The sequence below is a fragment of the Novosphingobium sp. LASN5T genome (genome assembly GCF_003856955.1).
Taxonomy (GTDB): domain Bacteria; phylum Pseudomonadota; class Alphaproteobacteria; order Sphingomonadales; family Sphingomonadaceae; genus Novosphingobium.
Genome location: NZ_RQSI01000009.1, coordinates 95,995 through 122,385 on the forward strand (window position 1 = coordinate 95,995; position 26,391 = coordinate 122,385).

19 protein-coding genes are annotated in these 26,391 nt (G+C 67.5%); 8 read left to right on the forward strand and 11 right to left on the reverse strand.

What is annotated here, in order from left to right; translation table 11 throughout:
- Positions 1 to 22: 22 nt before the first annotated feature.
- On the forward strand, positions 23 to 1,411 hold the full coding sequence (locus EH199_RS08510) for a PepSY domain-containing protein (RefSeq protein ID WP_124808827.1): 1,389 nt from the start codon (positions 23 to 25) through the stop codon (positions 1,409 to 1,411).
- Here the strand turns inward: EH199_RS08510 and EH199_RS08515 are convergent.
- Together EH199_RS08515 and putA are read right to left on the reverse strand one after the other, a co-directional pair.
- Positions 1,408 to 3,573, reverse strand: coding sequence for a penicillin acylase family protein (locus EH199_RS08515; protein WP_124808828.1), 2,166 nt, complete (start codon positions 3,571 to 3,573; stop codon positions 1,408 to 1,410). The genes EH199_RS08510 and EH199_RS08515 overlap by 4 nt on opposite strands.
- A gap of 93 nt (positions 3,574 to 3,666) precedes the next feature.
- Positions 3,667 to 7,185: a bifunctional proline dehydrogenase/L-glutamate gamma-semialdehyde dehydrogenase PutA gene (gene putA / locus EH199_RS08520; RefSeq protein WP_124808829.1), complete on the reverse strand. Its 3,519-nt coding sequence runs from the start codon at positions 7,183 to 7,185 to the stop codon at positions 3,667 to 3,669.
- A gap of 118 nt (positions 7,186 to 7,303) precedes the next feature.
- Here putA and EH199_RS08525 point away from each other — a divergent pair, with 118 nt between their 5' ends.
- Positions 7,304 to 7,786 carry an Lrp/AsnC family transcriptional regulator gene (locus tag EH199_RS08525; RefSeq protein WP_124808830.1) on the forward strand — a complete coding sequence of 161 codons (483 nt, stop codon included), beginning with the start codon at positions 7,304 to 7,306 and terminating at the stop codon, positions 7,784 to 7,786.
- Here the strand turns inward: EH199_RS08525 and EH199_RS08530 are convergent.
- A complete protein-coding gene (locus EH199_RS08530) occupies positions 7,758 to 9,137 on the reverse strand; it encodes a HAMP domain-containing sensor histidine kinase (protein ID WP_124808831.1) in 1,380 nt (459 codons plus the stop codon). The genes EH199_RS08525 and EH199_RS08530 overlap by 29 nt on opposite strands.
- The gene (locus EH199_RS08535; RefSeq protein ID WP_124808832.1) at positions 9,134 to 9,790 is read right to left on the reverse strand and encodes a response regulator transcription factor; all 657 of its coding nucleotides are present in this window, start codon (positions 9,788 to 9,790) and stop codon (positions 9,134 to 9,136) included. The genes EH199_RS08530 and EH199_RS08535 overlap by 4 nt, the downstream gene beginning before the upstream one ends.
- A gap of 133 nt (positions 9,791 to 9,923) precedes the next feature.
- On the opposite strand from EH199_RS08535, the gene EH199_RS08540 reads away from it, so the two are divergent.
- From EH199_RS08540 to EH199_RS08550, 3 genes are read left to right on the forward strand one after another with little or no spacing between them, the layout of a single operon-like run.
- A complete protein-coding gene (locus tag EH199_RS08540; protein WP_190287189.1) occupies positions 9,924 to 11,003 on the forward strand; it encodes an efflux RND transporter periplasmic adaptor subunit in 1,080 nt (359 codons plus the stop codon).
- Between the two features lie 4 nt (positions 11,004 to 11,007).
- Positions 11,008 to 14,148: an efflux RND transporter permease subunit gene (locus EH199_RS08545; protein ID WP_124808834.1), complete on the forward strand. Its 3,141-nt coding sequence runs from the start codon at positions 11,008 to 11,010 to the stop codon at positions 14,146 to 14,148.
- Complete coding sequence (locus EH199_RS08550) at positions 14,141 to 15,391, forward strand: TolC family protein (protein WP_124808835.1); 1,251 nt, start codon at positions 14,141 to 14,143, stop codon at positions 15,389 to 15,391. Before EH199_RS08545 ends, EH199_RS08550 begins: the two co-directional genes overlap by 8 nt.
- Before the next feature lie 177 nt (positions 15,392 to 15,568).
- On the opposite strand, the gene EH199_RS08555 is transcribed toward EH199_RS08550, so the two are convergent.
- The 4 genes from EH199_RS08555 to EH199_RS08570 all read right to left on the reverse strand — a co-directional run bounded on the left by EH199_RS08555 (position 15,569) and on the right by EH199_RS08570 (position 19,794).
- Positions 15,569 to 16,291, reverse strand: a complete 723-nt coding sequence (locus EH199_RS08555) for a cytochrome b/b6 domain-containing protein (RefSeq protein WP_124808836.1) — start codon at positions 16,289 to 16,291, stop codon at positions 15,569 to 15,571.
- Complete coding sequence (locus tag EH199_RS08560; RefSeq protein ID WP_124808837.1) at positions 16,291 to 16,749, reverse strand: cytochrome c; 459 nt, start codon at positions 16,747 to 16,749, stop codon at positions 16,291 to 16,293. The genes EH199_RS08555 and EH199_RS08560 overlap by 1 nt, the downstream gene beginning before the upstream one ends.
- A 118-nt stretch (positions 16,750 to 16,867) precedes the next feature.
- Entirely contained in the window at positions 16,868 to 17,740 is an 873-nt protein-coding gene (gene folD, locus EH199_RS08565) for a bifunctional methylenetetrahydrofolate dehydrogenase/methenyltetrahydrofolate cyclohydrolase FolD (RefSeq protein WP_124808838.1), read from the reverse strand.
- A gap of 416 nt (positions 17,741 to 18,156) precedes the next feature.
- A complete protein-coding gene (locus EH199_RS08570; protein WP_124808839.1) occupies positions 18,157 to 19,794 on the reverse strand; it encodes an NAD(P)/FAD-dependent oxidoreductase in 1,638 nt (545 codons plus the stop codon).
- A 107-nt stretch (positions 19,795 to 19,901) separates the two neighbouring features.
- Here EH199_RS08570 and modA point away from each other — a divergent pair, with 107 nt between their 5' ends.
- The 3 genes from modA to EH199_RS08585 are packed head-to-tail and all read left to right on the forward strand — an operon-like array spanning position 19,902 to position 22,022.
- Positions 19,902 to 20,663, forward strand: a complete 762-nt coding sequence (modA, locus tag EH199_RS08575; RefSeq protein ID WP_124808840.1) for a molybdate ABC transporter substrate-binding protein — start codon at positions 19,902 to 19,904, stop codon at positions 20,661 to 20,663.
- Between the two features lie 8 nt (positions 20,664 to 20,671).
- On the forward strand, positions 20,672 to 21,367 hold the full coding sequence (gene modB / locus EH199_RS08580) for a molybdate ABC transporter permease subunit (protein ID WP_124808841.1): 696 nt from the start codon (positions 20,672 to 20,674) through the stop codon (positions 21,365 to 21,367).
- Entirely contained in the window at positions 21,357 to 22,022 is a 666-nt protein-coding gene (locus tag EH199_RS08585; protein WP_124808842.1) for an ATP-binding cassette domain-containing protein, read from the forward strand. Before modB ends, EH199_RS08585 begins: the two co-directional genes overlap by 11 nt.
- Here EH199_RS08585 and EH199_RS08590 read toward each other — a convergent pair.
- The 3 genes from EH199_RS08590 to EH199_RS08600 all read right to left on the reverse strand — a co-directional run bounded on the left by EH199_RS08590 (position 22,019) and on the right by EH199_RS08600 (position 26,171).
- The gene (locus EH199_RS08590) at positions 22,019 to 22,333 is read right to left on the reverse strand and encodes a PilZ domain-containing protein (RefSeq protein ID WP_223806551.1); all 315 of its coding nucleotides are present in this window, start codon (positions 22,331 to 22,333) and stop codon (positions 22,019 to 22,021) included. The genes EH199_RS08585 and EH199_RS08590 overlap by 4 nt on opposite strands.
- A gap of 131 nt (positions 22,334 to 22,464) precedes the next feature.
- The gene (locus EH199_RS08595; protein WP_124808844.1) at positions 22,465 to 23,958 is read right to left on the reverse strand and encodes a Ppx/GppA family phosphatase; all 1,494 of its coding nucleotides are present in this window, start codon (positions 23,956 to 23,958) and stop codon (positions 22,465 to 22,467) included.
- Between the two features lie 11 nt (positions 23,959 to 23,969).
- On the reverse strand, positions 23,970 to 26,171 hold the full coding sequence (locus EH199_RS08600) for an RNA degradosome polyphosphate kinase (RefSeq protein ID WP_124808845.1): 2,202 nt from the start codon (positions 26,169 to 26,171) through the stop codon (positions 23,970 to 23,972).
- Positions 26,172 to 26,391 lie beyond the last annotated feature (220 nt).

The window sequence follows — 26,391 nt, forward strand, 5'->3', positions numbered from 1 at the left end:
CCAACCTCCACGGATTTCTCCCATGAATCAGAGTTTCGCCCTCTACCGCACGATCTGGCGCTGGCATTTCTATGCCGGCCTGTTCGTGGTGCCGATGGTCCTGGTGCTTGCGCTGTCGGGATCGCTCTATCTGTTCAAGCCGCAGATCGAGCGGTGGGAAGAACGGGCTTTCCGCTCCCTGCCTGTTGCGGAAACCGTTTCGCCCGACGCGCAGGGTGAAGCCGCGCTGTCCGCCTTCCCGGGCGCGCGGCTTCATTCCTATCGCCTGCCCGAACGCGAAGGCGATGCCGCGCTGGTCCATATCGCCCTGCCGGGAGGGAAAGGGATGCGCGACGTGTTCGTTTCCCCGCAAGGCAAGGTGCTGGGCAGCCTTGACCCGGACAAGCGGATCATCGCGATCGATCGCGCGGTGCACGGGCAGCTGCTGCTGGGCAAGCGCGGAAGCTGGATCGTCGAGCTGGCGGCGAGCTGGGGCATCGTGATGATCCTGACCGGGCTTTACCTGTGGTGGCCGCGTGGACGGGGGGCGGCGGGCGTGATCTACCCGCGCCTGACACGCGGGCCGCAAGCCTTCTGGCGCGATCTTCATGCGGTGACGGGGTTCTGGGTCTCGGGACTGGCGCTCGTGCTGCTGGTAACCGGGCTGCCGTGGGCCTCGGTCTGGGGCAGCGCGTTCAAGGCGGTGCGCACGGAGATGGGCTGGGTCAAGGGCAAGCAGGACTGGACGATCGGTGGGCGCGCCGCCGATGCCGACGATCACGCCGGGCACGATCATGCCGCGATGATGGCGGGGGCCGGGGCCATGCATGCCATGCCGGGCATGACGCACGATCATGCCGGCGGGCCGACGCCGGTTTCGCTGACCGAGATCGTGGCGGAAGCCAGATCGCGTCACATGGCCTGGCCGGTGATCGTGATGCCACCGGGCGCGCCGGGGGCGTTCGGCGCCAAGCCCTCATCGGCGTGGATCGTGAAGGCGGACACGCAGAACCGTTTGCTGGGTGAAACCTTCACGTTCGATGCGCGCACCGGCGCGCAGCGCTCGCACGAGACCTTTGCCGACAAGCACCCGATCGATCGCGTCGTGGGCTATGGCATTTCCTGGCACGAAGGCGCGCTGTTCGGCTGGGTGAACCAGTTGATCGGGGTGATGACCGCGCTGATGCTGGTGACGCTTGCGGTCGGCGGCTTCGTACTGTGGTGGCGGCGCAAGCCCGGTGGCGTGCTGGGCGCCCCGCCGCTGCCGGCGGTGCCTGCGCGCAAGCGAGGCATGGCCGCGATCGCGCTGGTGCTGGCCGCCTTCCTGCCGCTGCTGGCGCTGTCGATGGCGGCCATGCTGGTGATCGAGCGGCTGGTGCTGCTGCGGATCGCGCCCGCCGCGCGCTGGCTGGGTCTGGTGCGGACAGTTTAACGCCGCACCAGTTCCTCCTTTGACGTAACGTGGCCGGCCAGGTCTTCCGGATAGAAGTACACCGGCCGCAGGTTGCCCGAAACGTAGCGGCTTACCTGATCGGCAAAGTGAGGGGAGGTGGGGTGGCCGCTTTCGCCCCCGGTGCTGACCGCCCTGGCCTTCACGCGCGGCCCGAATTCCACCACCGCGACGAAGCTGTTGCCGCGCGTGCCGTAATAGCGCTTCGTGCCGGGATAGCGCTGCGCGCCGAACGCGGCGAGCGAGCCCCATTGCGCCGACGTGAAAGGCACGGGCGTGCTGGGCTTCGCGTCATCGAACGTCTGGCGGATCGCGCCGTCGTTGCGCTGGTAGCGGTTGATTTGGCCCCAGGGCACGCGCCAGTCGCCGAAATCGGCCTTGAGCCGGGCGGTCGCTTCGTCCAGCGCGGCAAGGCGCTGCGCATCGGTGGCGTGATCGGCCATCCAGTCCCACACCGTGATGCCCGAACGCTTGGCCTCGTCCGCGCCCTTGGCCCAGAGCGCTTCGCCCCAGAACACGGCAAGGCTGGTCGCCGTGGAATCGAGCGCCCAGCGCTGGTCCCAGCCGCGCAGCAGCGCCACCGGTTCCGCGCGCGCCGGATCGGGGGCCTTGTCGTGCGCGGCGATCAGGCCCGGCAGCAGGCGCGTGAAGGCGGGCAGCCACGGATCGTAGGCGGCGGCGATCAGGCGATCGGGCGTGAAATCGGAGCGGGCCGACAGCACCTTTTCGGCATGGGCGCCGCGCGGGTTCTCGCCCACCTGATCCATGTAGCGGGGATAGGCCTTCGCCTTCGGGCTGTCCGTCCCGGCAGCGGTCCACGGCCAGTTGTTGACGTTGAACGCCCAGCCGTTCTTCGGGTTCACCACTTGCGGCAGATCGGACAGCGCGTGCAGCCCCTTCCAGTCGGTCGCCGGATCGCTGCCGTCGACCGGCTTGCGGTAATCGAAGCGGTCGTCGCGCACCGGCACGAATTGCGGGTGGAGGTAGGCGATCTCGCCCTTGTCGTCGGCGAACAGCGTGTTGTTGGAGGAATTGGCCTTGCGTTCGGCCACTTGCAGGAAGCCCGCCAGATCGCGCGCCTTGGTGCGCAGGAAGCTCTGTTCCAGCGCGGGCACGGGCTTGTTCATCAGCGCGAAGGCGATCCACTTGCCGTCCGCCTCGCGCACGATCGGGCCATGGTGCGTGGCATAAGTGGTGAAGGTGCGCGTGGCCATGGCGCCATCGGGTTTGCGGTAGGCGAGCGTGACCGGCTTCACCGTCACTTTGCGCAAGGCGCCGCCATAGCGGTAGTAAAGGTCGCCATCGGGCGAAGGCGCGATCGTTTCGGCGAACTCGTCCACGTTGTCGATCCCGCTGGAGGTATGCATCCAGCCGGCGTGCGGGTTGAACCCCTGGTAGATGAAGAACTGCCCCCAGGTGGACGCGCCATAGACGTTCAGCCCTTCGCCGCTCGTCACCTGCTGTTCGGAGCGGAAGAAGAAGCTGGTGTGCGGATTGATCAGCAGCAGCGCGTGCCCGTCCTGCGTGTGCGACGGCGCGATCACCATGCCGTTGGAACCTTGCGGCTCGCGGAACTGTGTGCCGCGTTCCAGCGCGGTCATGGCGATGGCGCGCTTTTCGTAGAACGCCTGCAACTGGCTCAGCGGCACGCTTTCGATATCGCCGCCGATGCTGCCTTCGGTGAAACTGAGCGCCATCCACGGTTCGAACCGGGTCAGCACGCGCGGCTTCACCTCCGGGTGATCGGCCAGGAAGGCGTTGAGGCCGGCGGCCCAGGCGTCCATCAGCGCCTTCAGCCACGGCGAACTGGCGGCGTAATCGGCCTTCAGCACCTCGGGGTCGATGAACAGGCGCTGGCGCAGGTCCGACCACAGCGCGCCTTCGCCCTCGGCCTCGGCCAGCCGGCCCAGGTTGGTGAGGTAGTTGACCTCGATCCGGTTGAAGTCGTCCTCGGCCTGCGCATAGATCATGCCATAGACCGCGTCGGCGTCGGTCTGGCCGCTGATGTGGGCGATGCCCCAGTCGTCGCGCTGGATCACCACGTTGCGCGGCGCATCGGCGGCGCGGGCGTGCGGTGACCATGCGCCGAACAGGGCCAGTGCTGCCGCAGAACCGAAATACGCCCGGCCGATGGAGTGCCGCATCTTGTCTTGTTCCTCTGGTGCCGTGAAGCCGGATGGCTTCGTCGCACGCGCCGGGCCATACGCCAAGCGTGGATTCCGGTCAGGCCAGCGCCATTAGGCCAGGGTCATCAAACTGGCGTTTCCTCCGGCCGCGGTGGTGTTGATCGACACGGACTGTTCGCCCACCAGCATCGCCGGTGCATAGCCGCCGGCGGCGCACGGCGCTTCGGCGGTGACGATCGGGCCGGGCAGCGTGGCAAGCGCCTTTTGCACGGCTGCGATGAAGGCGCCGTCTCCGTGGACCAGCGCGCGGGCGAACGGCCCTGCCTGCCGCCAGTCCGCCGGTGCCAGCACCCGGTCGGCCAGCGTGGCGGGCAGGGACGGCAGCAGGGCAGGATCGGCAATGACGGCGGCGTTGCCGTGCGCGGTCGCGGCCTCGACCTGTGCGGCCAGTGCGGCGCCGTCCTGCGCGAACAGGATCACGCGCCCGGCGGGGCCGGTGCGGTAGAGGTTGTGTTCGCCCACCGGGCCGGGCAGCACGACCTCCGCATCCACCGGGAACGGCAGCGCGGGGCGCGGCTGGACAAGGCGCTGGAGATAGAGCGGTCCGCCCGCCTTCGGTCCGGTGCCCGAAAGCCCGTGTCCGCCGAAGGGCTGCACCCCCACCACCGCGCCGATCACGTTGCGGTTGACGTAGATATTGCCGACATGGATGCGGCTGGTGACGCGCGCGATCGTATCGTCGAGCCGGGTGTGGAGGCCGAAGGTCAGGCCAAAGCCCCAGGCGTTGATCGCATCGACCAGCGCGTCGATGTCCTGCCGGCGATAACGGATCACGTGCAGCACCGGGCCGAAGACTTCCTGTTCCAGATCGGACAGGGCCTCGAGTTCGATGATCGTCGGCGCGACGAACGTGCCGGCCCCGGTTCCGTCGGGCAGCGGCAGGCGCTCGATCTTGCGCCCCCGCGCGCGCATCGCGTCGACGTGCGCCTCGATCCGCGCCTGCGCCTCGGCGGTGATGACCGGGCCGATGTCCGCCGCCAGCCGGTCGGTGCGGCCGATGCGCAGTTCCGCCAGCGCGCCCTTGAGCATGGTGAGCACCCGGTCGGCCACGTCTTCCTGCAGGCACAGCACGCGCAGCGCGGAGCAGCGCTGCCCCGCGCTGTCGAAGGCCGAGGCGATGACATCGGCCACAACCTGTTCGGCCAGCGCCGAGGAATCGACGATCATCGCGTTCTGCCCGCCGGTCTCCGCGATCAGCGGGATAGGGCGGCCAGTGGCGGAAAGGCGGGTGGAAAGCTGCTTCTGGATCAGGCGGCCGACGTCGGTGGAGCCGGTGAACATCACCCCCGCCGTCTCCGGCGCGCCGACCAGCGCCGCACCGATCGCGCCATCGCCGGGCACGAACTGGAGCACGTCGGCCGGCACGCCCGCGGCGTGCAGCAGGCGCACGGCTTCGGCCGCGATCAGCGGGGTTTCCTCGGCGGGTTTGGCCAGCACGGGATTGCCGGCGACGAGCGCGGCGGCGACCTGCCCGGTGAAGATCGCCAGGGGGAAGTTCCACGGGCTGATGCACACGACCGGCCCCAGCGGCGTGCTGCCGGCAAGGTCGCTGCGCGCGCGGACCGCGTAGTAGCGCAGGAAATCGACAGCCTCGCGTACTTCGGCCACGGCGTTGGGCACGGACTTGCCCGCTTCGCGCACGATCAGGGCGAGCAGATCGGGCATCGCCGCTTCCAGCGCATCGGCCCCGCGCTCCAGACACGTCGCGCGCGCGTTGATCGGCGTGGAAGCCCAGGTGGCGGCCGCGCCGGCGGCGATGCGGACCGCTTCGCGCGCGGCTTCGGCGGTCACATCCGCCACGGTGCCGACGGTGTCATCGTACTCGGCGGGATTGCGTACCGGCCGCGCCGGAAGCGCGGCGAGACGCGGGGAGGGTGCGGCGCGGACCGGCTCGCGGCTGGCGGCGGCGAAACGTTCGGCTAGATCGGCCAGCACGGCCTCGCTGGACAGATCCACGCCCCGGCTGTTGCGCCGGCCGGGATAGAGCGCGCCGGGCAGCGCGATGTTCGGGTGCGGCGCGCCGGGAATCGGCATGGCGCGGACCTGCTCCACCGGATCGGCGATGATCTCCTCCACCGGCACGGCCTCGTTGGCGATGCGGTTGACGAACGAGGAGTTTGCGCCGTTTTCGAGCAGGCGCCGGACAAGGTAGGCCAGCAGCGTCTCATGCGTGCCCACCGGGGCATAGATGCGGCAGGGGCGGTCCAGCTTGTCCGCGCCGACGACTTCCTCGTACAGCGGTTCGCCCATGCCGTGCAGGCACTGGAACTCGTAAGCCCCGGAGGCGAAGTCCGGCCCGGCCATGGCGTAGATCGTCGCCAGCGTATGCGCGTTGTGCGTGGCGAACTGCGGGAACACCGCGTCCGGGGCGTCCAGCAGGCGGCGCGCGCAGGCGATATAGGCGACATCGGTGTGGACCTTGCGGGTATAGACCGGAAAATCGGCCAACCCGTCCACTTGCGCCCGTTTGATCTCGGCGTCCCAGTAGGCGCCCTTGACCAGCCGCACCATGATTCGCCGGCCGGACCGGCGCGCCAGCGCGACGATCCAGTCGATCACCTGGGGGCAGCGCTTGCCATAGCCCTGCACGACGAAGCCCAGGCCATTCCAGCCGGCAAGATCGGGATCGAGCGCCAGGCTTTCCAACAGGTCGAGCGAGAGTTCGAGCCGGTCGGCTTCCTCGGCGTCGATGTTGAGGCCGATGTCGAACCGCTTGGCAAGTTCGCACAGGCCCTTCACGCGCGGCAGGAGTTCGGCCATCGCGCGATCCGCCTGCGCGCGGGCGTAGCGCGGGTGGAGCGCGGAGAGTTTGATCGAGATGCCGGGGCCTTCGACGATGCCGCGCCCGGCCGATGCCCGGCCGATGGCGCGGATCGCGTTCTCGTAATCGGCAAGGTAGCGCGCCGCGTCGTCCGCCGTCATCGCGGCCTCGCCCAGCATGTCGTAGCTGTAGCGGAAGCCTTTCGCCTCCAGTTCGCGCGCGCGCTCCAGCGCTTCCTCGATGGTGCGACCGGTGACGAACTGTTCGCCCATCATCCGCATGGCCAGATCGACGCCGCGCCGGATGATCGGTTCGCCGGCGCGGGCGATGAGGCGGGTCAGCGCATTGCCGAGGTTGCGGTCGTCGACGCTGGCGGTGAGCTTGCCCGTCACCACCAGCCCCCACGTGGCGGCGTTGACGAACAGCGATCGGTTGCCGCCGATGTGGGCGCGCCAGTCGCCGCCGGCGATCTTGTCGCGGATCAGGGCGTCGCGCGTGGCGTCGTCGGGAATGCGCAGCAGCGCTTCGGCAAGGCACATCAGCGCCACGCCTTCCTGCGTGGAGAGCGCGAATTCCTGCACCAGCTGGTCCACGCCGCTGCCCTTGGGCCGGGCGCGTAGCGCTTCGACCAGGCGGCGGGCCAGCGTGGACGCTTCGGCGCGGGCCGCGTCTGGCAGCGTGGCTTGGGGCAGCAGCGCGGTGATGCACTCCTGCTCGGGCCGGCGGTAGGCGGCGGTGATCGCCTGGCGCAGCGCATCCTGTTCGCGGATGGGGGGAGCGAAATCGGCAAAGGGCGGGCGCGTGGGCATGGGGGCGGACCTCTGGAATGGGATGCCACGATCCTATCAGAAGCGGGAAAAGCAATCTGGCTTATTTGGTGCGTTTGAGATAGGGAGTTTGAGAAAAACGGGGATAGAAAAGGGCAATATGCCTCAAGAAAACGATATTGAAAGGCATCTTGACCAGTTCGACAAGCGCATTCTCGACGTGTTGGGGCGCGAGGGGCGGTTGCCCGTGACCGAGCTGGCGGAGCGTGTGGGGCTCTCGAAGACGCCGTGCCAGGTCCGCCTGAAACGGCTGGTTGATGACGGCGTCATCACCGGCTTTCGCGCGGTGATCGACCCTGCGCGGCTGGGGCTGGATCACATCGCCTTTACCGAAGTGAAGCTGTCGGACACGCGCGAGCAGGCGCTGGCCGAGTTTAACCGCGGGGTGAAGGCGATCGCGGAAGTGGAGGAATGCCACATGATCGCCGGCAATTTCGACTACCTGCTGAAAGTCCGCACCGCCAACATCGCCCGGTTCCGCGCCGTGCTGGGCGAGAAGATTTCCCGCCTGCCGCACGTTTCGCACACGTCCACGTTCGTGGTGATGGAAGCGGTCAAGGATCTGTCGGGCCGCGCGCCCTGAGCTGAACGACAAGGCCGTGCGCGGGAGACGGCCGGTTTTCCAGCGTCAGCGACAGGCCATAGGCGGTCGCGATGTCGTGCGCGATGGCAAGGCCCAGGCCCGATCCGGGCTTGCCGGGATCGAAGCGGCTGCCAATTTCGAAAGCGCGGGCGATGTCGCCGACGGCAAGGCCGGGGCCATCGTCGATCACGCGGACGCTGCCGTCCTCGCCAATCACCAGTTGCACCCGGCTTTCGGACCACTTGCCCGCGTTGTCGATGAGGTTGGAAAGCAGTTCGGACAGGTCCACCGGATCGACCGGCCACGCCGCCTCCGGTCCGGCGTGGTTGACGAGATCGAAGCGCTTGTCCGGGTGCAGCCGGCGCATGGCGGAGAGGATCGGCGCCAGCACGTCGGACAGGCGGCTGATCGCGCCCGGCGCGCCCGATCCGGCGGCGGAGCGGGCGCGGGCGAGCTGGTATTCGATCTGCTGCGCCATCAGCCGGGTCTGTTCCAGCAGTACCGCGGCGGGGGCGGAGGTGCCGCGATCCTGCGCCAGCCGCTCGGCCTCGTCGGTGATGACGGCCAGCGGCGTGCGCAGCGCGTGGGCGAGGTTGCCGGCCTGCACCCGCGCGCGATCGACGATTGCGGTGTTGTGGGCGATATAGGCGTTGAGGTCGTCCACCAGCGGCGCGATCTCCACCGGGTAGTGTCCGTCCAGCCGCGCGGTGGTGCCGGCGCGCAGGCGTGAGGTGGCCTGCGCCAGCCGGTCGAGCGGGCGGAAGCCGAACACCACGATGAACACGCCCGTCGCCACCAGCGCTACGGCCAGCGCCAACAGCCACAGCGTCAGTTCGCGCGTGAACCGGGCGATGGTTTCGTCGAGCAGACGCTGGTCGGTGGCGATCACGAAGTGGATGTCTCGCCCGCTGGGGCTTTTGCGGATCAGACCATAGGTGATGGCGGGGCCGGTCGGCCCGTTGTCGAGCCGGTGGACGATGACCGGGCCATGGGCGACGTCCTCGTCCAGCGCGCCGCGCGTCATCGAGGCGGAGCGCAGGATCATGCCCCGGTCCACGCTGACTTGCCAGTAGAAGCCCGAAAGCGGCACCAGATAGCGCGGATCGGACAGCGGGCGGGTGAGTTCGATGTGTTCGCCGGGGCCGATCTTCACCAAGCCGGCCAGTTCGCGGACGTGGACGTCCAGTTCCTCGTGGTACTGTTCCTCGATGTGCTTGGTGAAGACACGCGTGGCCGAGAACCAGATGCCGCCGATACCGAGGCCGACCCACACGAGGACCGCCAGCAGCACGCGGGCGCGCAGGCTGTTCAGCAGCCCGCGCGGGCCGGGGAGGGGGGCGTGATGCGTCATCGTTCGAACCTGTAGCCCAGCCCGCGCAGCGTGGTGATGCGGTCGCGTCCGATCTTGCGGCGCAGGCGCGAGACCAGCACTTCCACCGCGTTCAGTTCCCGCTGGCTGTCGAGATCGTAGAGATGCTCGATGATATCGCCCTGCGACAGCACCTGCCCGGCGCGGCGCAGGAACAGTTGCAGCAGGCGGAACTCCTGCTTGCTCAGCACCAGCGACTCGCCATCGCGCAGCGCGGTGCGGCTGACCGGATCGAGCCGGATGCCGGCTTCCTCCAGCCAGGGATCGTGCTTGCCCGCGTGGCGGCGGAACAGCGCGTTCAGCCGGGCTAGCAGTTCCTCGAAACGGACCGGCTTGACCACGAAATCGTCGGCGCCGGCGTTCAGCCCTTCCACCTTGTCCTGCCAGCTTCCGCGCGCGGTCAGGATCAGGATCGGGCATTCGACGCGGCGCGCACGCCAGAAGCGCAGCAGGTCCATGCCGGTACCGTCTGGCAGGCCCAGATCGAGGATCACCGCCGCCATCTTGTCCATGTCGGGCCAGTCTTCGCCTTCTGCGCGGTTGCGCGCGAGATCGACGGCAAAGCCTGCGCCGCGCAGGCGGTCGGACAGGCGGCGCGCCAGTTGTTCGTCATCCTCGACCAGCAGCAGCCGCATCGTTGTTGTCCTTCTCCTCCGCCGATCGGTGAGCAATCGCGAAAAAGCTGTCAGTATTCTCCCAAACTGACAAGCTCCTGTCAGGTTCGTGGCTATTGCCCCTGATATGGATAAGCGGATTCTTGCAGGCGGCGTGGCTGCCGTCGTTCTCGCCGGCGGTGCTTTCTGGTGGAGTGCCAGTCGTGCGCCGGCTCCCGAAGCAACGGAAAGCGCGACGGAAAAAGCCGGCGCGCAGGCGCTGACAGCGGCGCAGATCGAGCGCCTTGGCATCCAGGTGAAGCCAGCGGAAGACGCCGGCGCGCTGCCGATCGGTTCGGTGCCCGCGCAAGTCAATCTGCCGCCCGAAGCGCGCGTGGCGGTGACCACGCCTTTCGCCGGAACCGCGGTGCAGGTTCTGGTGATCCAGGGACAGGCGGTTGCGAAGGGGCAGGCGCTGGCCGTGGTGCGCGCGGCGGAGCCGGTGCAGTTCGGCGCCGAACTTGCGCGATCCGAAGCCGATCTGGCGCTGACACGGGCCAATGCCAACCGGCTTTCGCAACTCGCGCGCGAGGGCGTCGTTGCCGGCGTCCGCGCCGACGAGGCCAGCGCCGCGCTTCAGCGCAGCGAGGCAAGCGTGCGCGAGAACCGGCGCCTGCTGGCGCTGGCCGGCGCGGGTCGCGATGGCACGGTCACGTTGCGCGCGCCCATTGCGGGACGCGTGGCGACGGCGACGGTCGAAACCGGTGCAGCCGTCGGCGGCGGCGCGGCGCCTTTCGTGATCGAAAACACCTCGGCGCTGCGGCTGGACCTGCAATTGCCCGAACGGATGGCGGGGCAGGTGCAGCCGGGCATGGCAGTGCAGGTGCCGCTGGAGGGCGGCGCCACCGTCACCGGCAAGATACTTTCGGTCGGCGCCTCGCTCGATCCGGTCACGCGCTCGATTGCCGCGAAGGCCAGCCTTTCGGCCTCCGACGGGCTGGTGCCTGGCAAAGGCGTCACCGCGGTGATTGGCGGCGCATCCGGCGCCAGCGGCGTGGCGGTGCCGGTCAGCGCGGTCACCCGGATCGACGGACAGGATTACGTCTTCGTGCGCAAGGGCAATGCCTTCGAGCGGCGCAAGGTGGCCGTCGCCATCGAAACCGGCGGGCGGGCGGTGCTGTCCGGCGGAATCCGGGTCGGGGAACAGGTGGCGACGACGGGCGTGACCGAACTCAAGTCGCTGGCGGGGCAGTAAGGCGATGCTGCGGAGGCTGGTCGAAAAAGCGCTGTCGCTGCGCCTCGTGATGATCGGGCTGGCGCTGGTGCTGGCCGGCGCGGGGGCGTGGTCGTTCGTCAACCTGCCGATCGATGCGTTTCCGGACATCAGTTCCACGCAGGTCAAGATCATCCTGAAGGCGCCAGGCATGACGCCCGAGGAAGTGGAAAGCCGGGTGATCGCGCCGATCGAGATGGAGATGCTGGGCATCCCCGACCAGAACGTGCTGCGCTCGGTCGCCAAGTACGCGATTGCGGACATCACGATCGACTTCAAGGACGGCACCGATATCTACTGGGCGCGGAACCAGGTGGCGGAGCGCCTGAACGGGGCGATGGGCGACCTGCCCAATACGGTGACTGGCGGCCTCGCGCCGATTTCCACCCCGTTATCCGACATGTACATGTTCACGCTGGAAGGGCCGCAAAGCCTTGCCGAAAAGCGGCGGGCACTCGACTGGATCATCCGTCCCGCGCTGCGCACGGTGCCCGGCGTGGCCGATGTCAATTCGCTGGGCGGCCATGCCGAAACGTTCGAGGTTTCGCCCAATCCGGCAGCGATGGCGGCGGCGGGGCTGACCGTTTCCGACCTCACTACCGCGATCGAGGGCGGCAACCGCAACGATGGGGCGGGGCGTCTGGTCACTGGCGAGGAAGCACTGATCGTGCGCTCCACCGGTGCGATCCGCACGCTGGACGACCTTTCCTCCGTGGTCGTGCGCTCCTCGCCCGCCGGCATCGTGCGCGTGGGCGATCTCGCCACGGTGCGGATCGGCAGCCTGACCCGTTACGGCGCGGTGACGCGCGACGGCAAGGGCGAAGCGGTGGAAGGCCTCGTCATAGGCCTGAAGGGCGCGGATGCTTCGAAAGTGGTGCAGGGGGTCAAGGCACGCCTGACCGAGATTGCGCCCAGCCTGCCCAAGGGCATGTCCGTCTCGGTATTCTATGACCGGTCCGAACTGATCGGGCACGCCGTTGGCACGGTCGAGGAAGCGTTGCTCGAAGCCACCGTGCTGGTGATCGTGCTTTTGCTGCTGTTCCTGGGGGATGCGCGCGCCTCGGTCATCGTTGCGCTGGCGCTGCCGATGGCGGCGCTGCTCACGTTCATCTGCATGCGGGCGATCGGCCTCACCGCCAACCTGATGAGCCTGGGCGGCCTCGCCATCGCCGTGGGGATGCTGATCGACGGCGCGGTGGTGGTGGTGGAGAATGTGGTCGAGCGCCTTTCGGACGAGAGACATGCGAAATCGGGCAAGCTCTACAACGTGCTGGTGGCCTCGGCCGAAGTGGCGACTCCGGTCGCTTCGGGCATGGCGATCATCGCGCTGGTGTTCCTGCCGCTGCTGACGCTGGAAGGGCTGGAGGGCAAGCTGTTCGCCCCCGTGGCGCTCACGATCGTGCTGGCGCTGCTGTCGGCGCTTGTGCTGTCGCTGACGCTCGTGCCGGTGCTGGCCTATTACGTGCTGAAAGTGCGGCTGGGCCATCACGAACCATGGCTGATGCGCCAGCTGGGGCCGCGCTATGCCGCGCTGCTCAAGGGCGCGTTTGCGCGCAAGCGGCTGGTGTTCTCGATCGCGGGCGTCTCGCTGCTGCTGACGGGCGTGGCCTATTCGGCGACAGGAAAGACTTTCCTGCCGACGATGGATGAAGGCTCGGTGATCGTGCAGCTTACCAAGGTGCCGAGCATCTCGCTGCCGCACAGCCTTGACGACGACATGAAGGTGCAACGGGCCATCCGGGCGAAAGTGCCGGAAGTGACCGAAGTGATCGCCCGCACCGGTTCCGACGAACTGGGCCTCGATCCGATGGGCCTCAACGAGACCGACAGTTTTCTCAAGCTCAAGCCGCGCAGCGAATGGCGCGTCAACGACAAGGACTGGCTGGTCGAGGAAATTCGCAAGGTCATGGAAGACCTGCCGGGTATCCAGCCGACGTTCACCCAGCCGATCGAGATGCGCATCTCCGAAATGCTGACCGGCGCGCGCGGGGATCTGGCGATCAAGCTGTTCGGGCCTGACATCGCCGAGCTTTCGCGCCTGGCCGGGCAGATCCAGCAACGCCTCCAGACCATCCCCGGCACGAGCGAGGCGGTGACCGTGGCGAACGACAAGGTGGACTACCTCCAGTTCGACATCGACCGCGCGGCGGCCGGGCGCGTCGGCATGCCGGTCAACGACCTGCAGGACGCGATGCGCGCGCAGGTGGAAGGCGTGCGCGCGGGCGTGGTGGCCGAAGGCGTGCGGCGCGTGCCGATCGTGGTGCGCGGCGATAGCGGCGCGCAGGACGCGGGCGTGCAGTCCTTCGCCGACCAGCTTTACCGTTCGCCGTCGGGCCAGCTGGTGCGCGCGAGCGACGTGGCGAAAGTTTCGCGCGTGGAAGGGCCGGTCAAGCTGGAGCACGAGAACGGATCGCGCTTCGCGATGATCCAGGCCTTCGTTTCCGGCCGCGACCTTGTGGGCTACGTGGACGAGGCCAAGGCCGACATCGCGCGCAACGTGAAGCTGCCGGCAGGATACCGGATCGTCTGGGGCGGGCAATTCGAGAACCAGCAACGCGCCTCGGCCCGCCTGGCGCTGGTGCTGCCGATCTCGCTGGCGATGATCTTCGTGGTGCTTTACGCCACGCTGCGCTCAGTGCGGGCCTCGCTGCTGATCCTCGTCAACATTCCCTTCGCGATGGTCGGCGGGATGATCTCGCTGGCGATGTCGGGGCAGTATCTCTCCGTGCCCGCCTCGGTTGGCTTCATCGCGCTGCTGGGCATCGCTGTGCTGAACGGGCTCGTCATGGTGAGCTATTTCCGCCGGTTGCGCGAAGGCGGTATGCCCCTGGCCGAAGCGGTGCGGCGCGGCGCGGAGCGGCGGCTGCGACCGGTGCTGATGACCGCCACGATCGCCGCCTTCGGCCTTGTCCCGCTGCTGTTCGCGACGGGGCCGGGATCGGAAATCCAGAAGCCGCTGGCGATTGTGGTGATCGGCGGGCTGATCTCGTCCACGCTGCTCACGCTGGTGCTGCTGCCGATCCTCTATGAACGCTTCGGGGAATCGCAGGCCGAACGGGAGGCTGGAGATCGCGTTGTCGATCCCGGACCCGGGGCCGTGGAAGAAGGGGAGGCGTCCCATGCGTAAGCATGCGCTGCTGGCGCTTCCCGCGCTTCTGGCGGCCCTGCCGGCGCTGGCGGCGGACCCGGGCCTGCCCGATACCGAGGCCGTGCGGGCCGCGCTCGACGCGCATCCCAGCGTACAGGCGGCGGACGCGCGGGTCGATGCCGCGCGCGCCGAAGCCGGAGCATTGCGGCGGGGCACGCAGGAGTTCAATCTCTATACCAGCTACATGAGCCGCACGGTCGACCGGGAAGGGCGCTACAACGAGTTCGACGCGCAATTGACCCGGCCGGTGCGCCTGCCCGGCAAGGGGCGGCTCGACCGGCAGATCGGGGATCTGGGGATAGAGGCCGCGCACAACATGGCCGAGGACGCGCGCCATCAGGCGGCGCTGGTGCTGGCGCAGGAATGGTGGGACTGGCTGGGCGCGGCGGAGGAAGCCAAAGTCGACCGGCAGGCGGTCAGCAATCTGGAAGCCACGCTCAAGGCCGTGCAGCGGCGCGTGGCGTTGCGCGATGCCGCGCAGCTGGACGCCGATCAGGCCGCCGCCGCGCTGGGAACGGCGAAAGTCGCCGCCGCGCAGTCGGCGGGGCGGGCGCAACTCGCCCGTGTGCGGCTGGCAACCCATTTCGCCTCGTTGCCCTTGCCGGTGGAGGCGCCCGAAGTGCCACGGCCGGTCATGCCGGGCGAGAGCCTGGAAAGCTACGGCGCGCGGATGTTCGTGCGCAGCCACGAGATCGCGGCGGCGGAAGCGGAACTGCACAAGCGCGAAGCCATGGCCGAGCGCGTCCGGCAGGACCGGTTGGCCGATCCCAGCGTGGGCGTGCGCCTGTTCTCCGAACGCGGCGGCATGGAAAAGGGCGCCGGCGTGATCTTCTCCATGCCGATCGGCGGCGGACACCGCACCGCGCTGGCCGAGCAGGCCGATGCGCAGGCGAACGCGGCGCGCGCCGATGCGCTGGCCGCGCGCATGGCGGTACAGGAGACGGCCAGCGGCGATATCGCCGAGGTGCGCTTCCGGTACGAAAGCTGGCAACGCGCGCGCGAAGCGCTGGATGCGCAGGTGGCGGCGCTGGTGAAGCTGCGGCGTGGCCAGGCAGCGGGCGAGATCGATCTGTCCGATGTGCTGTTCGGCGAGCGACAGGTGCAGGACGCGTTCCGTGCCGAGGCCGCCGCACGCACCGAGGCAATGCGGATGCTCACGCGCATCCGTATCGACAGCCACGAACTGTGGATCGGCGATGCGGAGGATGCGGCCAAGCAATAGCGCTGAGGGACATTCGGCGACGCTGGAAATCCCACCCCCAACCCCTCCCGCAGGCGGGAGGGGAGCGAGACTTGCGTCGCCGCAGGCAGCCTTAGCCGCTGCGGGGTGGGCGCTGCCTTTGCAAGCGAAGCGACAATTGCCAAAAAAAGGGCGGGAAACGACCCGCCCCTTCTCGCCTTACATGTAGGATTCGTCCGCCGAGGGCGGCGGTGCTTGCCACGCCTGCTTCGCCTGCTCGAGCGAGAACGGCGCGCCCAGCGCGACCCAGCCGGCGAACGCGGCCGCGAGTATCACGCTGAAGATCAAACGCCACGCCGGAGCGAACGTGGGGTGTTCGACGGCTTGCGTGAAAGCCTTGTGCCCGGACAGCATCGGGTGGACCAGATTGTCGCGCTTCACGAACAGGTAGAACAGGACAGCGGCGACGTGAAGGGCCACGAACAGCAGCAGGATATTGAACACGACCTCGTGCGCTTCGCCTGCCGCATCGCCCGTATCGTAGGAAACGAAATGGTTGAGCGGGCCAGAAGCGACCGCATCGCTATCCTGCGCGATCAGGCCCAGGCCCACTTGCAGCGCCAGCAGGCCCAGCAGGACCAGCACGCTCCAGCCGCCCAGCGGATTGTGTCCGACGATGGTCGGCGCCTTGCCTTCGCGCGATGCCCTGAGATAGGCGAGGACGGCGCCCGGCCCCTTCACAAAGCTGCCGAAGCGAGCGGTCGATCCGCCGAGGAAACCCCACAGCACGCGAAACACCACCAGCCCCAGCATGACGAGGCCGATGGTCTTGTGCAGATCGATCTTGCCGTTTTCACCGGTCCACCAGAGCGCGCCGAACAGCGCGACGACACTCCAGTGGAACAGGCGAACCGGCGCGTCCCAGAGCCGGACCTTGCCCATCAGTGGCGTTCGCGGAAGTTGTCGTGGCAGCCCTTGCACGCGCCGCCGACCGCCGGGAAGGCGGTACGGATGCGGTTAAGATCGCCGCTGGTAGCCGCCGCCCGAAGATCGCCGGCCTTCGTCACGAGATTGCGCGTAGCGCCCTGGAAATCGGCCGGGCGCTGCCAGATGGCGGCGAGCGCTTCGGTCTTCACGCCCGATTCCGGGCCGGAGCCGCGCGGGAACCCGTGGCCGACGTGGCCGGCCGCCTGGTTCAGCGACTGCGCGCTGGCGCGGATCACGCCAAGGTCGGGCGCGGGCTTCTTCAGCTCTTCCCCGATAGCCTTCATCGCGCGGCCCAGCTGCTTGAAGTTCGCCTGGCGCGCGGCGACCGTTTCGGCTGGCGTCGCGGCGATCGCGGAAACCACGGTTCCCGAAGCGGCCAGCGCGGCGAGGGCGAGAACGATGTGCTTTTTCATCCGTGAAGGCTCCTTGGAAAATCCATCCGGGCATAGCGCAAAAACCGGGGCTTGCGACAGGGGATTTGTCGCAAACCGTATCCGTTCTCCCACCCTTTTCAGGGCGCTTTCCTTCGTGTCAGGCGTTGCTCGATCCGCTGGCGATCCGCGCGGCGCGGACGGTGTTGGCTAGCAGGCAAGCGATGGTCATCGGGCCGACGCCGCCGGGCACCGGCGTTACCGCGCGCGCATGTTCCAGTTCGTGCGTGGCGCAATCGCCGACGATCTTCGAGGAGCCGTCATGATCGGTGACCCGGGTGATGCCCACGTCGATCACCACCGCACCGGGCTTGACCCAATAGCCGCGCACCAGTTGCGGCGCGCCGGCGGCGGCGACGATGATATCGGCCTTGCGCGCCACGTCGGGCAGGTCGCGCGTTTCGATGTGGGTGACGGTAACGGTCGCCTCGCGTTCGAGCAGCAGCATCGATACCGGCTTGCCGACGATGTTCGACTTGCCGATCACCACGGCGTTGAGGCCGCGGTAATCGTCGATCACGCTGTCGAGCAGCATCATGATGCCGAGCGGGGTGCAAGGCACCAGCCCGCCGGTGCCGGTCGAGAGGCGCCCGACGTTGACGGGGTGGAAGCCATCGACATCCTTGAGCGGGCTGATCCGGTCGAGCACGCGCGCGGCATCGATGCCCGCGGGCAGCGGCAGCTGGACGAGAATGCCATGCACGGCCGGATCCGCGTTGAGCTGGTCGATCAGCGCGTGGAGTTCGCCTTCCGCCGTCGTTGCCGGCATGCGGTGTTCGAACGAGACGATCCCGGCCTTGCGGCACTGGGCGATCTTGCGGCCGACATAGACCTCGCTGGCGGGATCGTTACCGACCAGCACCACGGCAAGGCCGGGCGGCGTACCGGTTTCCGCCACGATCTGCCGGACTTCGTCCGCTGTGCGCTCGGTCAGCGCGCGTGCCATGGCTTTGCCATCGATGATCTGGGCCATCTGTCATCTCCCCCTGCGTACCGGAACCGTGTGCCGGAATTTCGTCCGGATCGGAGCTGGCGGCTAGCATAAATTGTATGTGTTGCATACAAAATTTGCGCGATGTCCGTACCGGCGAGCCGCAGACAAAAAAGGGGCCGACCAGTTGCCCGGTCGGCCCTTGAAAGTTTGGGAGAGGATGCCTGAAAGGCCCGCTCCATATGGGTTGGTTACGAATTGTGTGCAAGTGCGAAATAAAAATACCTTAATGCATTTTTTGCAACTGTAAAATGCGTCCTCGTGCATAATATGCATAAAAATCAACATATTATGCTGTGGAGACGAGCTTGCGGCCGCCACCGAGCCTGATCTTGGACCGCAAAATCCTGCCTGAAGTGTCTCGCTAGCGAGACGGATTTTGCGAAAGCGAACGACGCTCAGGCCGCCGCCGCGCTTTGCCCCGTCATGTCGAGCGCCAGCGCTTCGGCCACGCGGATACCGTCCACCGCCGCCGAGAGAATGCCGCCCGCGTAGCCAGCGCCTTCGCCTGCGGGATAGAGACCGCGCGTGTTTACGCTCTGGAAGTCGGCCCCGCGCCGGATGCGGATGGGGGAGGAGGTGCGCGTTTCCACCCCGGTCAGCACCACGTCCGGATGATCGTATCCGGGAACCTGCCGGCCAAACGCGGGCAGCGCCTCGCGGATCGATTCGATCACGAAATCGGGCAGGCATTGCGAAAGATCGGTCAGGTGAACGCCGGGCTGATAGGACGGCGTGACCTCCCCGAACGTGGTGGAGGGCCGGCCGGCCAGGAAATCGCCCAGCTTCTGCCCCGGCGCCTTATAGTTCGAACCGCCGGCGACATAGGCCAGCGATTCCCAGTGGCGTTGATAGGCGATGCCCGCCAGCGGGCCGCCGGGATAATCGCGATCCGGGCTGATATCGACAACGATGCCCGAATTGGCGTTGAATTCGGCGCGCGAATACTGGCTCATGCCGTTGGTGACGACCCGCCCTTCCTCGCTCGTCGCGGCGACGACGCGTCCGCCAGGGCACATGCAGAAGCTGTAGACCGTGCGGCCGTTGGAACACTGGTGCGAGATCGAATAGGCGGCCGCGCCCAGGATCGGGTTGCCGGCACCGGGACCATAGCGGGCCTTGTCGATCCAGCTTTGCGGATGTTCGATCCGCACGCCGATCGCGAAAGGCTTGGCTTCCACGTACACGCCGCAATCGTGCAGGACATGGAACGTATCGCGCGCGCTGTGGCCAACCGCGAGCACGACGTGGCTGGCCGGCAGGAACTCGCCGTTGCTGAGGTGCAGGCCCCTCAAGGAGCGGGCGCCGTCGGCGGCGGTCTCGATCTCGAAATCCTCTACGCGGGTCTGGAAGCGGTATTCGCCGCCCAGCGCCTCGATCGTTTCGCGGATGCTCATGACCATGGTGACGAGCCGGAACGTGCCGATATGCGGGTGCGCCTCGGTCAGGATGTCGTCCGGCGCGCCCGCCTTGACGAATTCGACCAGCACCTTGCGGCCCAGGTGGCGCGGGTCCTTGATCCGGCTGTAGAGCTTGCCGTCGGAGAACGTGCCCGCGCCGCCTTCGCCGAACTGGACGTTCGATTCCGGCGTCAGCACGCTGCGGCGCCACAGGCCCCAGGTATCCTTGGTCCGTTCGCGCACCGCCTTGCCGCGCTCGATGATGATCGGGCGGAACCCCATCTGCGCCAGGATCAGGGCCGCCAGCAGCCCGCAGGGGCCGGCGCCGATGACCACGGGGCGGGGGGCGTCGGCAGGCGGGGGCGCTGATGTGACGAAGCGGTACGCGGTATCGGGCGTGGGGCGGACGTGCGGGTCGCCGGCGAGGCGCGCGAGCACGGCGGCTTCGTCGGCCAGTGTCACGTCGATCGCATAGACCAGCTTGATCGCGCTCTTGCGCCGCGCGTCATTGCCACGCCGGGCAATGGTGTAGCGCACGAGGTCGGCGGGCGTGATGCCCAGCCGTTCGACGATCGCGGCTTCCAGCGCTTCGGGCGTGTGGTCGAGCGGCAGCTTGAGTTCGGTAATGCGCAGCATGGCTCCGTCCCTAGTCGTCCGCGTGGCGCAGGGAAAGCCGGCAAACTTTTTCGCGTGACCGGGCGGTGCCGAGGCTATATCCGGACGAATATAGAAATGGGTGGTTGATGCCGAGATTGCTTTCCGCGTTCCTTGTCCTTCTTTTGGCGTTGACCGGCGTTCCGGCGCTTGCCGGGCCTCCGGTCGTGCTGGCGGCAGCGAGCTTGCAGGAATCGCTGAACGCCGCCGCCGATGCCTGGGCGCGCAAGGGGCATGAGCGCCCGGTGATCTCGTTTGCGGGATCGTCAGCGCTTGCCCGGCAGATCGAGGCGGGCGCGCCGGCCGACCTGTTCATTTCCGCCGACGAGGAATGGATGGACCATGTTTCCGCGCGTGGACTGGTGCGCAAGGGCACGCGGGCGACGTTCCTTACCAACCGGCTGGTGCTGGTCTCGCCACCCGCCAGCCGCGCCGCGTTGGTGATCGGACCGCGCTTTCCGCTGGTCCGCGCGCTGGGCAGCGCCGGGCGGCTGGCCATGGCCGATCCCGATGCCGTGCCGGCGGGGCGCTATGGCCGCGAAGCGCTGACCCGGCTGGGTGTGTGGCCAAGTGTGCAGGCGCGCGTGGCCAGGGCCGAAAACGTGCGCGCTGCCATGGCGCTGGTCGAACGCGGCGCAGCACCGCTCGGCGTGGTCTATGCCACCGATGCGCGTGCCAGCACCGGGGTGCGCATTGCCGGCTGGTTCCCCGCGAACAGCCATACGCCGATTACCTACCCGATCGCGCAATTGAACGGTTCGCGCGCGCCCGATGCTGCCGGGTTCGAACGCTTCCTGCTCTCGCGCGAAGGCAAGGCGATCTTCGCGCGGTTCGGTTTCGGCACGCGGTAAGGCACTTCATGCTGTCGGCGGAAGAATGGGAGATCGTGCTGCTTTCGCTGAAAGTCAGCGTGGCGGGTGTCGGGCTCATGCTGCCGCTGGCGTTCGCGCTTGCCTGGCTGCTGGCCCGGGTGCGGTTTCCGGGCAAGGTGCTGGTCGACGCGTTGATCCACCTGCCGCTGGTGGTACCGCCGGTGGTGACGGGCTGGCTGCTGCTGATTGCCTTCGGCGGGAACGGTCCGGTCGGAAGCTGGCTGGATCGCGCGTTTGGCATCACGTTGATGTTCCGCTGGACCGGCGCGGCGCTGGCGGCCGCAATCATGGCGCTGCCGCTGATGGTGCGGGCGATGCGGCTCTCGCTGGAAGCGGTCGACACGCGGCTGGAAAACGCGGCGCGCACGCTTGGTGCGGGGCCGTGGCGCGCGTTCCTGACGATCACTTTTCCGCTATCGCTGCCGGGTATTCTGGCCGGCGCTGTGCTTGGCTTCGCGCGGTCGATCGGCGAGTTCGGCGCGACGATCACGTTCGTGTCCAACATCCCCGGCGAAACGCGCACGCTGCCGCTGGCGATTTATTCGGCGCTGCAGATGCCCGATGGCGATGCGATGGTGGCACGGCTGGCGGGCATATCCGTGGCGCTCTCGCTGGTGGCGCTGGTCGCGTCCGAACTGCTGGCGCGGCGTTTCGGTACGCGCGGAGGCGGGCATGTCCTTTAACGGGCCTCCCGGCGATGCCCCTGCGTTCGATGTGGACGCGTTCGATGTGGACGTGGCGATCCGGCGCGGGAACCGGCTGATCGAAGCGCGTTTCACCAGCACGGCCGGATTGACGGCCTTGTTCGGACCATCCGGAGCCGGCAAGACCACCGTGCTGGATGCGCTCGCTGGATTGCTGCGGCCCGAACGCGGGCATGTCACGATCGCGGGCAAGACGCTGTTCGATGCCGGGCAGGGCATCGATCTTCCGCCCGAACAGCGCGCTTGCGGGTACGTTTTCCAGCAAGCGCGCCTGTTTCCGCATCGGCGCGTGCGCGATAATCTGCTCTACGGCGAACGGCTGGCGCCGGCCGACCGGCGGTTCATGACGCTGCAGGAGGCGAGCGCCTTTCTGGGTATCGGCCATCTGCTCGATCGCTGGCCGCGCACGCTGTCCGGGGGCGAGGCGCAGCGCGTGGCCATCGGACGGGCGCTGTTGGCCGGTCCGCGCTTCCTGTTGCTGGATGAGCCGCTGGCTTCGCTCGATGCCGAGCGCCGGGACGAGATCATGCAGGTGATCGAACGGCTGCGCGACGAATTGCGGCTGCCGATCCTCTATGTCAGCCACGACCGTACCGAAATAGACCGGCTGGCTGGCAATGTGGTTCGGCTCTAGGCGATGCTGCTTTCAACCAGAGCTTTCAGCACAGCCGGATGAAGCGGGGCGGCAAGCCTGCATCCCGCAAGCGAATCGTTGACCCAGACGACCCGGGCCATGCACGGCGCCAGACCGGGCAAGGTCAGCCACAGCTTGTCGCCCGGGCGCAGCCGTTCCACCGAGGAAAGCCGCGCGCCATCGCAAGACAGGTCAAGGACGATGCCGGGCAAGCGCTGCGTGAATCGGCGGTATTGCACCGACAGCCGCGTTTCCAGGCGGTTCGCCAGGCGCATCTCGCGGCGCCGATGGAGCGATAGGGGGTTACTCATGGGCATATCCCAAAGCCGGCAAAGCATATTGTCGGCTTACCCATTTGATCCAAAAAGGTTTTGTTCATACGAACGCGAAAGGTGAACGAGTCCTTATCGGCGTTCTATTCATCGCGATCGGGCGGAGCGTATCAACGCACGTCCTGTTTGAGGCCAAGATGCGCAGCCAGCGCCTTGAGATCGCGCGACACACCTTCGTTGACGAGTTCGGCAAGGCCCGGGGCGACGGCGAGTACCAGGGTATCTCCCTCCACGGTCAGCGTGCTGGCGCTTAGGCCCTGCGGCATGGCGTACGTGAAGCGGCGACACAGGCGCGTGGCAAGGCCCCAGGCCTGCGCCTCGCGCAGCGCTGCCGGTGACAGCAGCGCGGTAAGCGTGGGGGGCAGTTCCATCTTGCCGGCATTGGCGATGATCGCCGCGGCCAGCATCGCGCGTTCCCGCGCCGTGATACCGATCCAGCGCTTGCGCAACGCCCAGTCGCGCGCATGGTCCGCGCGCAGATTGGGTTCGATCCGGGCCGAGGCGAGACTCAGCATGGTGGCGGCAAGGCGGAGCTGCTCGTGCCGACCGCCGCTGCCGGCCGGGCGAGCGCTGGCCGTCCATCCGGCGACCATCGTGCCCGTGCTGGGCGATATGCCCTGATCGTTGATGAAGGCCGAGACGCCAGCCACGAGCGGGTCCTGGGTTCGTACCGCTGTCGGCATGGCTTCCCACAGCACGCCTTCGCGCAGGCCCCACGATGAAAACACCAGTCGCGCGGGTTCCAGCTTTCGCACCAGCACGGCCAGCAGCGCCGCGGTATCGGGCAGGCCGGTAAGCCGTGATCCGGAAACGCCCGCGATGGGAACCGGGCTCAACCCTTTGCGCCGGGCGAGGGTGCGCGCGAATTTCAGCGCGGCTGCGGCGGGAAGCTCGAACCCGTGGGGGTCGTCGATCGGCCATTCGCTGCGGACCATGGCATAGCGCGCGAACGCGCGGAGCGATCCCCCGACGAGGTAAAGCGTGGTGCCGGGCGTGGCGCGCCATTCCGCCCTGTCGAGCGCGTTGCCGATGCGCTTGGCGAACGCCCGGTCACCGTCGGCGCGCAAGGCGGGCAGACGCAGCGTGCCAAGCGGCATGCTGACGCCGTGCGTGCAGCTACCGCCATCGACATCGACCAGTTCAAGACTGCCGCCGCCGAGATCGCCGACCACGCCGTGCGCGTCGGGGAACGCGCCGGTAACGCCATGCGCGCTGGTCACCGCTTCTTCTTCGCCCGAAAGCAGGCGGGGAGCAAAGCCGATCGCGCGGACTTCATCCAGAAAAGCCGCGCCGTTGCGGGCGTCCCGCACCGCGGCCGTGGCGACCACGTCGACCGTGCGGACGCCGATCAGGTCCAGCAGCGCGCGATAGCGCCGCAGCGAGACGAGCGCGGCGGTGGAGGCCTTTTCGGAGAGCAGCCCGTTTTCAGCCACGCCCTTGCCCAGGCGAGCGGCCACCTTTTCGTTGTGCAGGATTTCCGGCGCGCGTTGCGGGCCGCCGTAGATCACCAGCCGGACGGTGTTCGATCCGATGTCGATGATCGCGCGCGACGGGCTGCGCGGTCCTGCCCGCTGGCTCTGTCCGGACCTGTCCCTGCTGGCCATCGTGAAATGCGTCAGCCCCGGCTGGCGCCGCCGCGCCGCAACGCGAGCTTGGGCACCTTGCGGCCCTTGGTCAGCGCCGCACCGCGACCGGAGAGGGAGGGGTTGGTCATGAAATAGCGATGCAGGTTAAAGGGAGAGGGGCCACGATCCATCCGGTGGTAGCTTCCATCCGGTTCCAGTTTCCAGCTCTGCTCCGTATCCAGCAGGTTGGCAAGCATGACCTGATCGAGCACCTGATCGTGCACCGTGCTGTTGCGGATCGGCACCAGCACTTCCACGCGCCGATCAAGGTTGCGGCTCATCCCGTCGGCCGAGGAGATGAATACGCGTGCGCGCTTGTTGGGCAGGCGCGCGGCGTTGCCGAAGGCCCAGATCCGGCTGTGTTCGAGGAAGCGGCCGATGATGGACTTGACGTAGATCCGCTCCGATAGGCCGGGCACGCCGGGGCGCAGGCAGCAGATGCCGCGCACGACCAGGCTGATCTCCACGCCGGCCTGGCTGGCTGCGTAGAGGCGGTCGATCAGCTTTTCGTCGGTGAGGGAATTGAGCTTTGCCCAGATCGTCGCGTGCTTGCCCGCGCGCGCGAAGGCGATTTCGCGATCGATGTGATCGTACAGCGTGTTGCGCAGCCCGATCGGGGCTATCGCGAGCATTTCGGTGCCCTTGGGCTCGACATAGCCGGTGATGAAGTTGAACAGCCGGCCCGCGTCGCGCCCGAACTTGGGGTCGGCAGTGAAGAACGAAAGATCGGTGTAGATCCGCGCGGTGACGGGGTGATAATTGCCCGTCCCGAAGTGGCAGTAGGTGCGGTAGCCATCTCCTTCGCGGCGCACGACCAGCGAGACCTTGGCGTGGGTTTTCCAGTCGACGAAGCCATAGATAACCTGCACGCCCGCGCGCTCGAGCTGCGAGGCCCACATCAGGTTCTGTTCCTCGTCGAAACGCGCCTTCAGTTCGACGACGGCGGTGACCGACTTGCCCGCTTCGGCTGCCGCGATCAGCGCTGCGATCACGGCGGATTGCTTGCCCGCGCGATAGAGCGTCTGCTTGATCGCCACCACATCGGGATCGGACGCCGCCTGGTGGAGGAAATCGATCACCACCTCGAAGCTTTCGTAGGGGTGGTGGATCACGATGTCCTTCTCGCGGATCGCCGCAAAGCAATCGCCATCGTGTTCGAGAATGCGTTCGGGATAGCGCGGGCTGTAGGGTTCGAATTTCAGGTCCGGCCGGGCTTCGTCGACCACGGCGGAAAGGCCGTTGATGCCGATCACCCCGCGCGACTTGAGAACGAGCGCGTGGTCCAGCCGCAATTGCTGGCGCAGCAGCTGCTCCGCCGCCGGATCGAAATCGTCCTGCAGGTGCAGCATGATCACCTTGCCGCGCCGGCGCCGCTGGATCGCGGTGCGGAAGTAGCGGACGAGATCCTCGGCGTCTTCCTCCACTTCGATGTCGCTATCGCGCAGCACGCGGAATACGCCATGGCCCTGGATGCGGAAGCCGGGGAACAGGTGCATGGCGTGGCGGCGCACCAGTTCCTCGATCGCGATCCACGCGGCTTCTTCGCCGGGCAGGCGCACGAAGCGGGGCAGGGCGGGTGGAATCAGGATCATCTCGTTGACGTCGGCCCCGTCGGCGATGCGCGTCAACGTGAAGAGAATGCCGGTCCCCTGGTTGGCGATGAACGGAAAGGGGTGTGCCGGATCGATCGCCTGCGGTGTTAGCACCGGGACGACGTGTTCGCGGAAATAGTGCGACAGCCATTCGGCCTCTGCGCGTTCGACCGGCCCTTCGCCCACGAGGCGGATGCCCGCCTCACCCAGTTTGCCGGTGAGTTCTGTCAGCACGTCCTGCTGGCTGGAAACGAGTTCGGTGACGGCGGCATAGGCTGCCTGCAACTGCTGCGCCGGAGTCTGTCCGTCGATCGAGACTTCGCCGATCTGCCGGCGTACCTGTCCGGCAAGACCGGCCACGCGCACCATCATGAACTCATCGAGGTTGCTGCCGGAAATCGACAGGAAGCGCAGCCGCTCCAGCAGCGGATAGTCCATGTTCCGGGCTTCCGCCAGAACCCGCCGGTTAAAGGCGAGCCAGCTTAGCTCGCGATTGAAATAGCGATCGCCGACATGGGCTTCCGTGCCGCTTACGACACGTTTTTCGTCGCTCACCCTGTGCTCCGTGTTGCTGCCCGGATGGACCCCAGCCTGCGCCATGGTGGTGCCGTGTTACGCCTCCATGACGAAATTCTTTCTTAATCCCGCGATTTTCGCAACCGCTGCCGGCAAGGGCGGTTTCGTTTTTTCGGACATCGCACAATCCGACGGCCCGCGCTCGGTTTGTCGCCAAATACGCGCGTCCTGTCGCCAGTCTATTCTCTACTCATAAAGTTGAGTTAAGTGTCCAATGTCGGTCCGCAGCGATGATTCCGCCGCG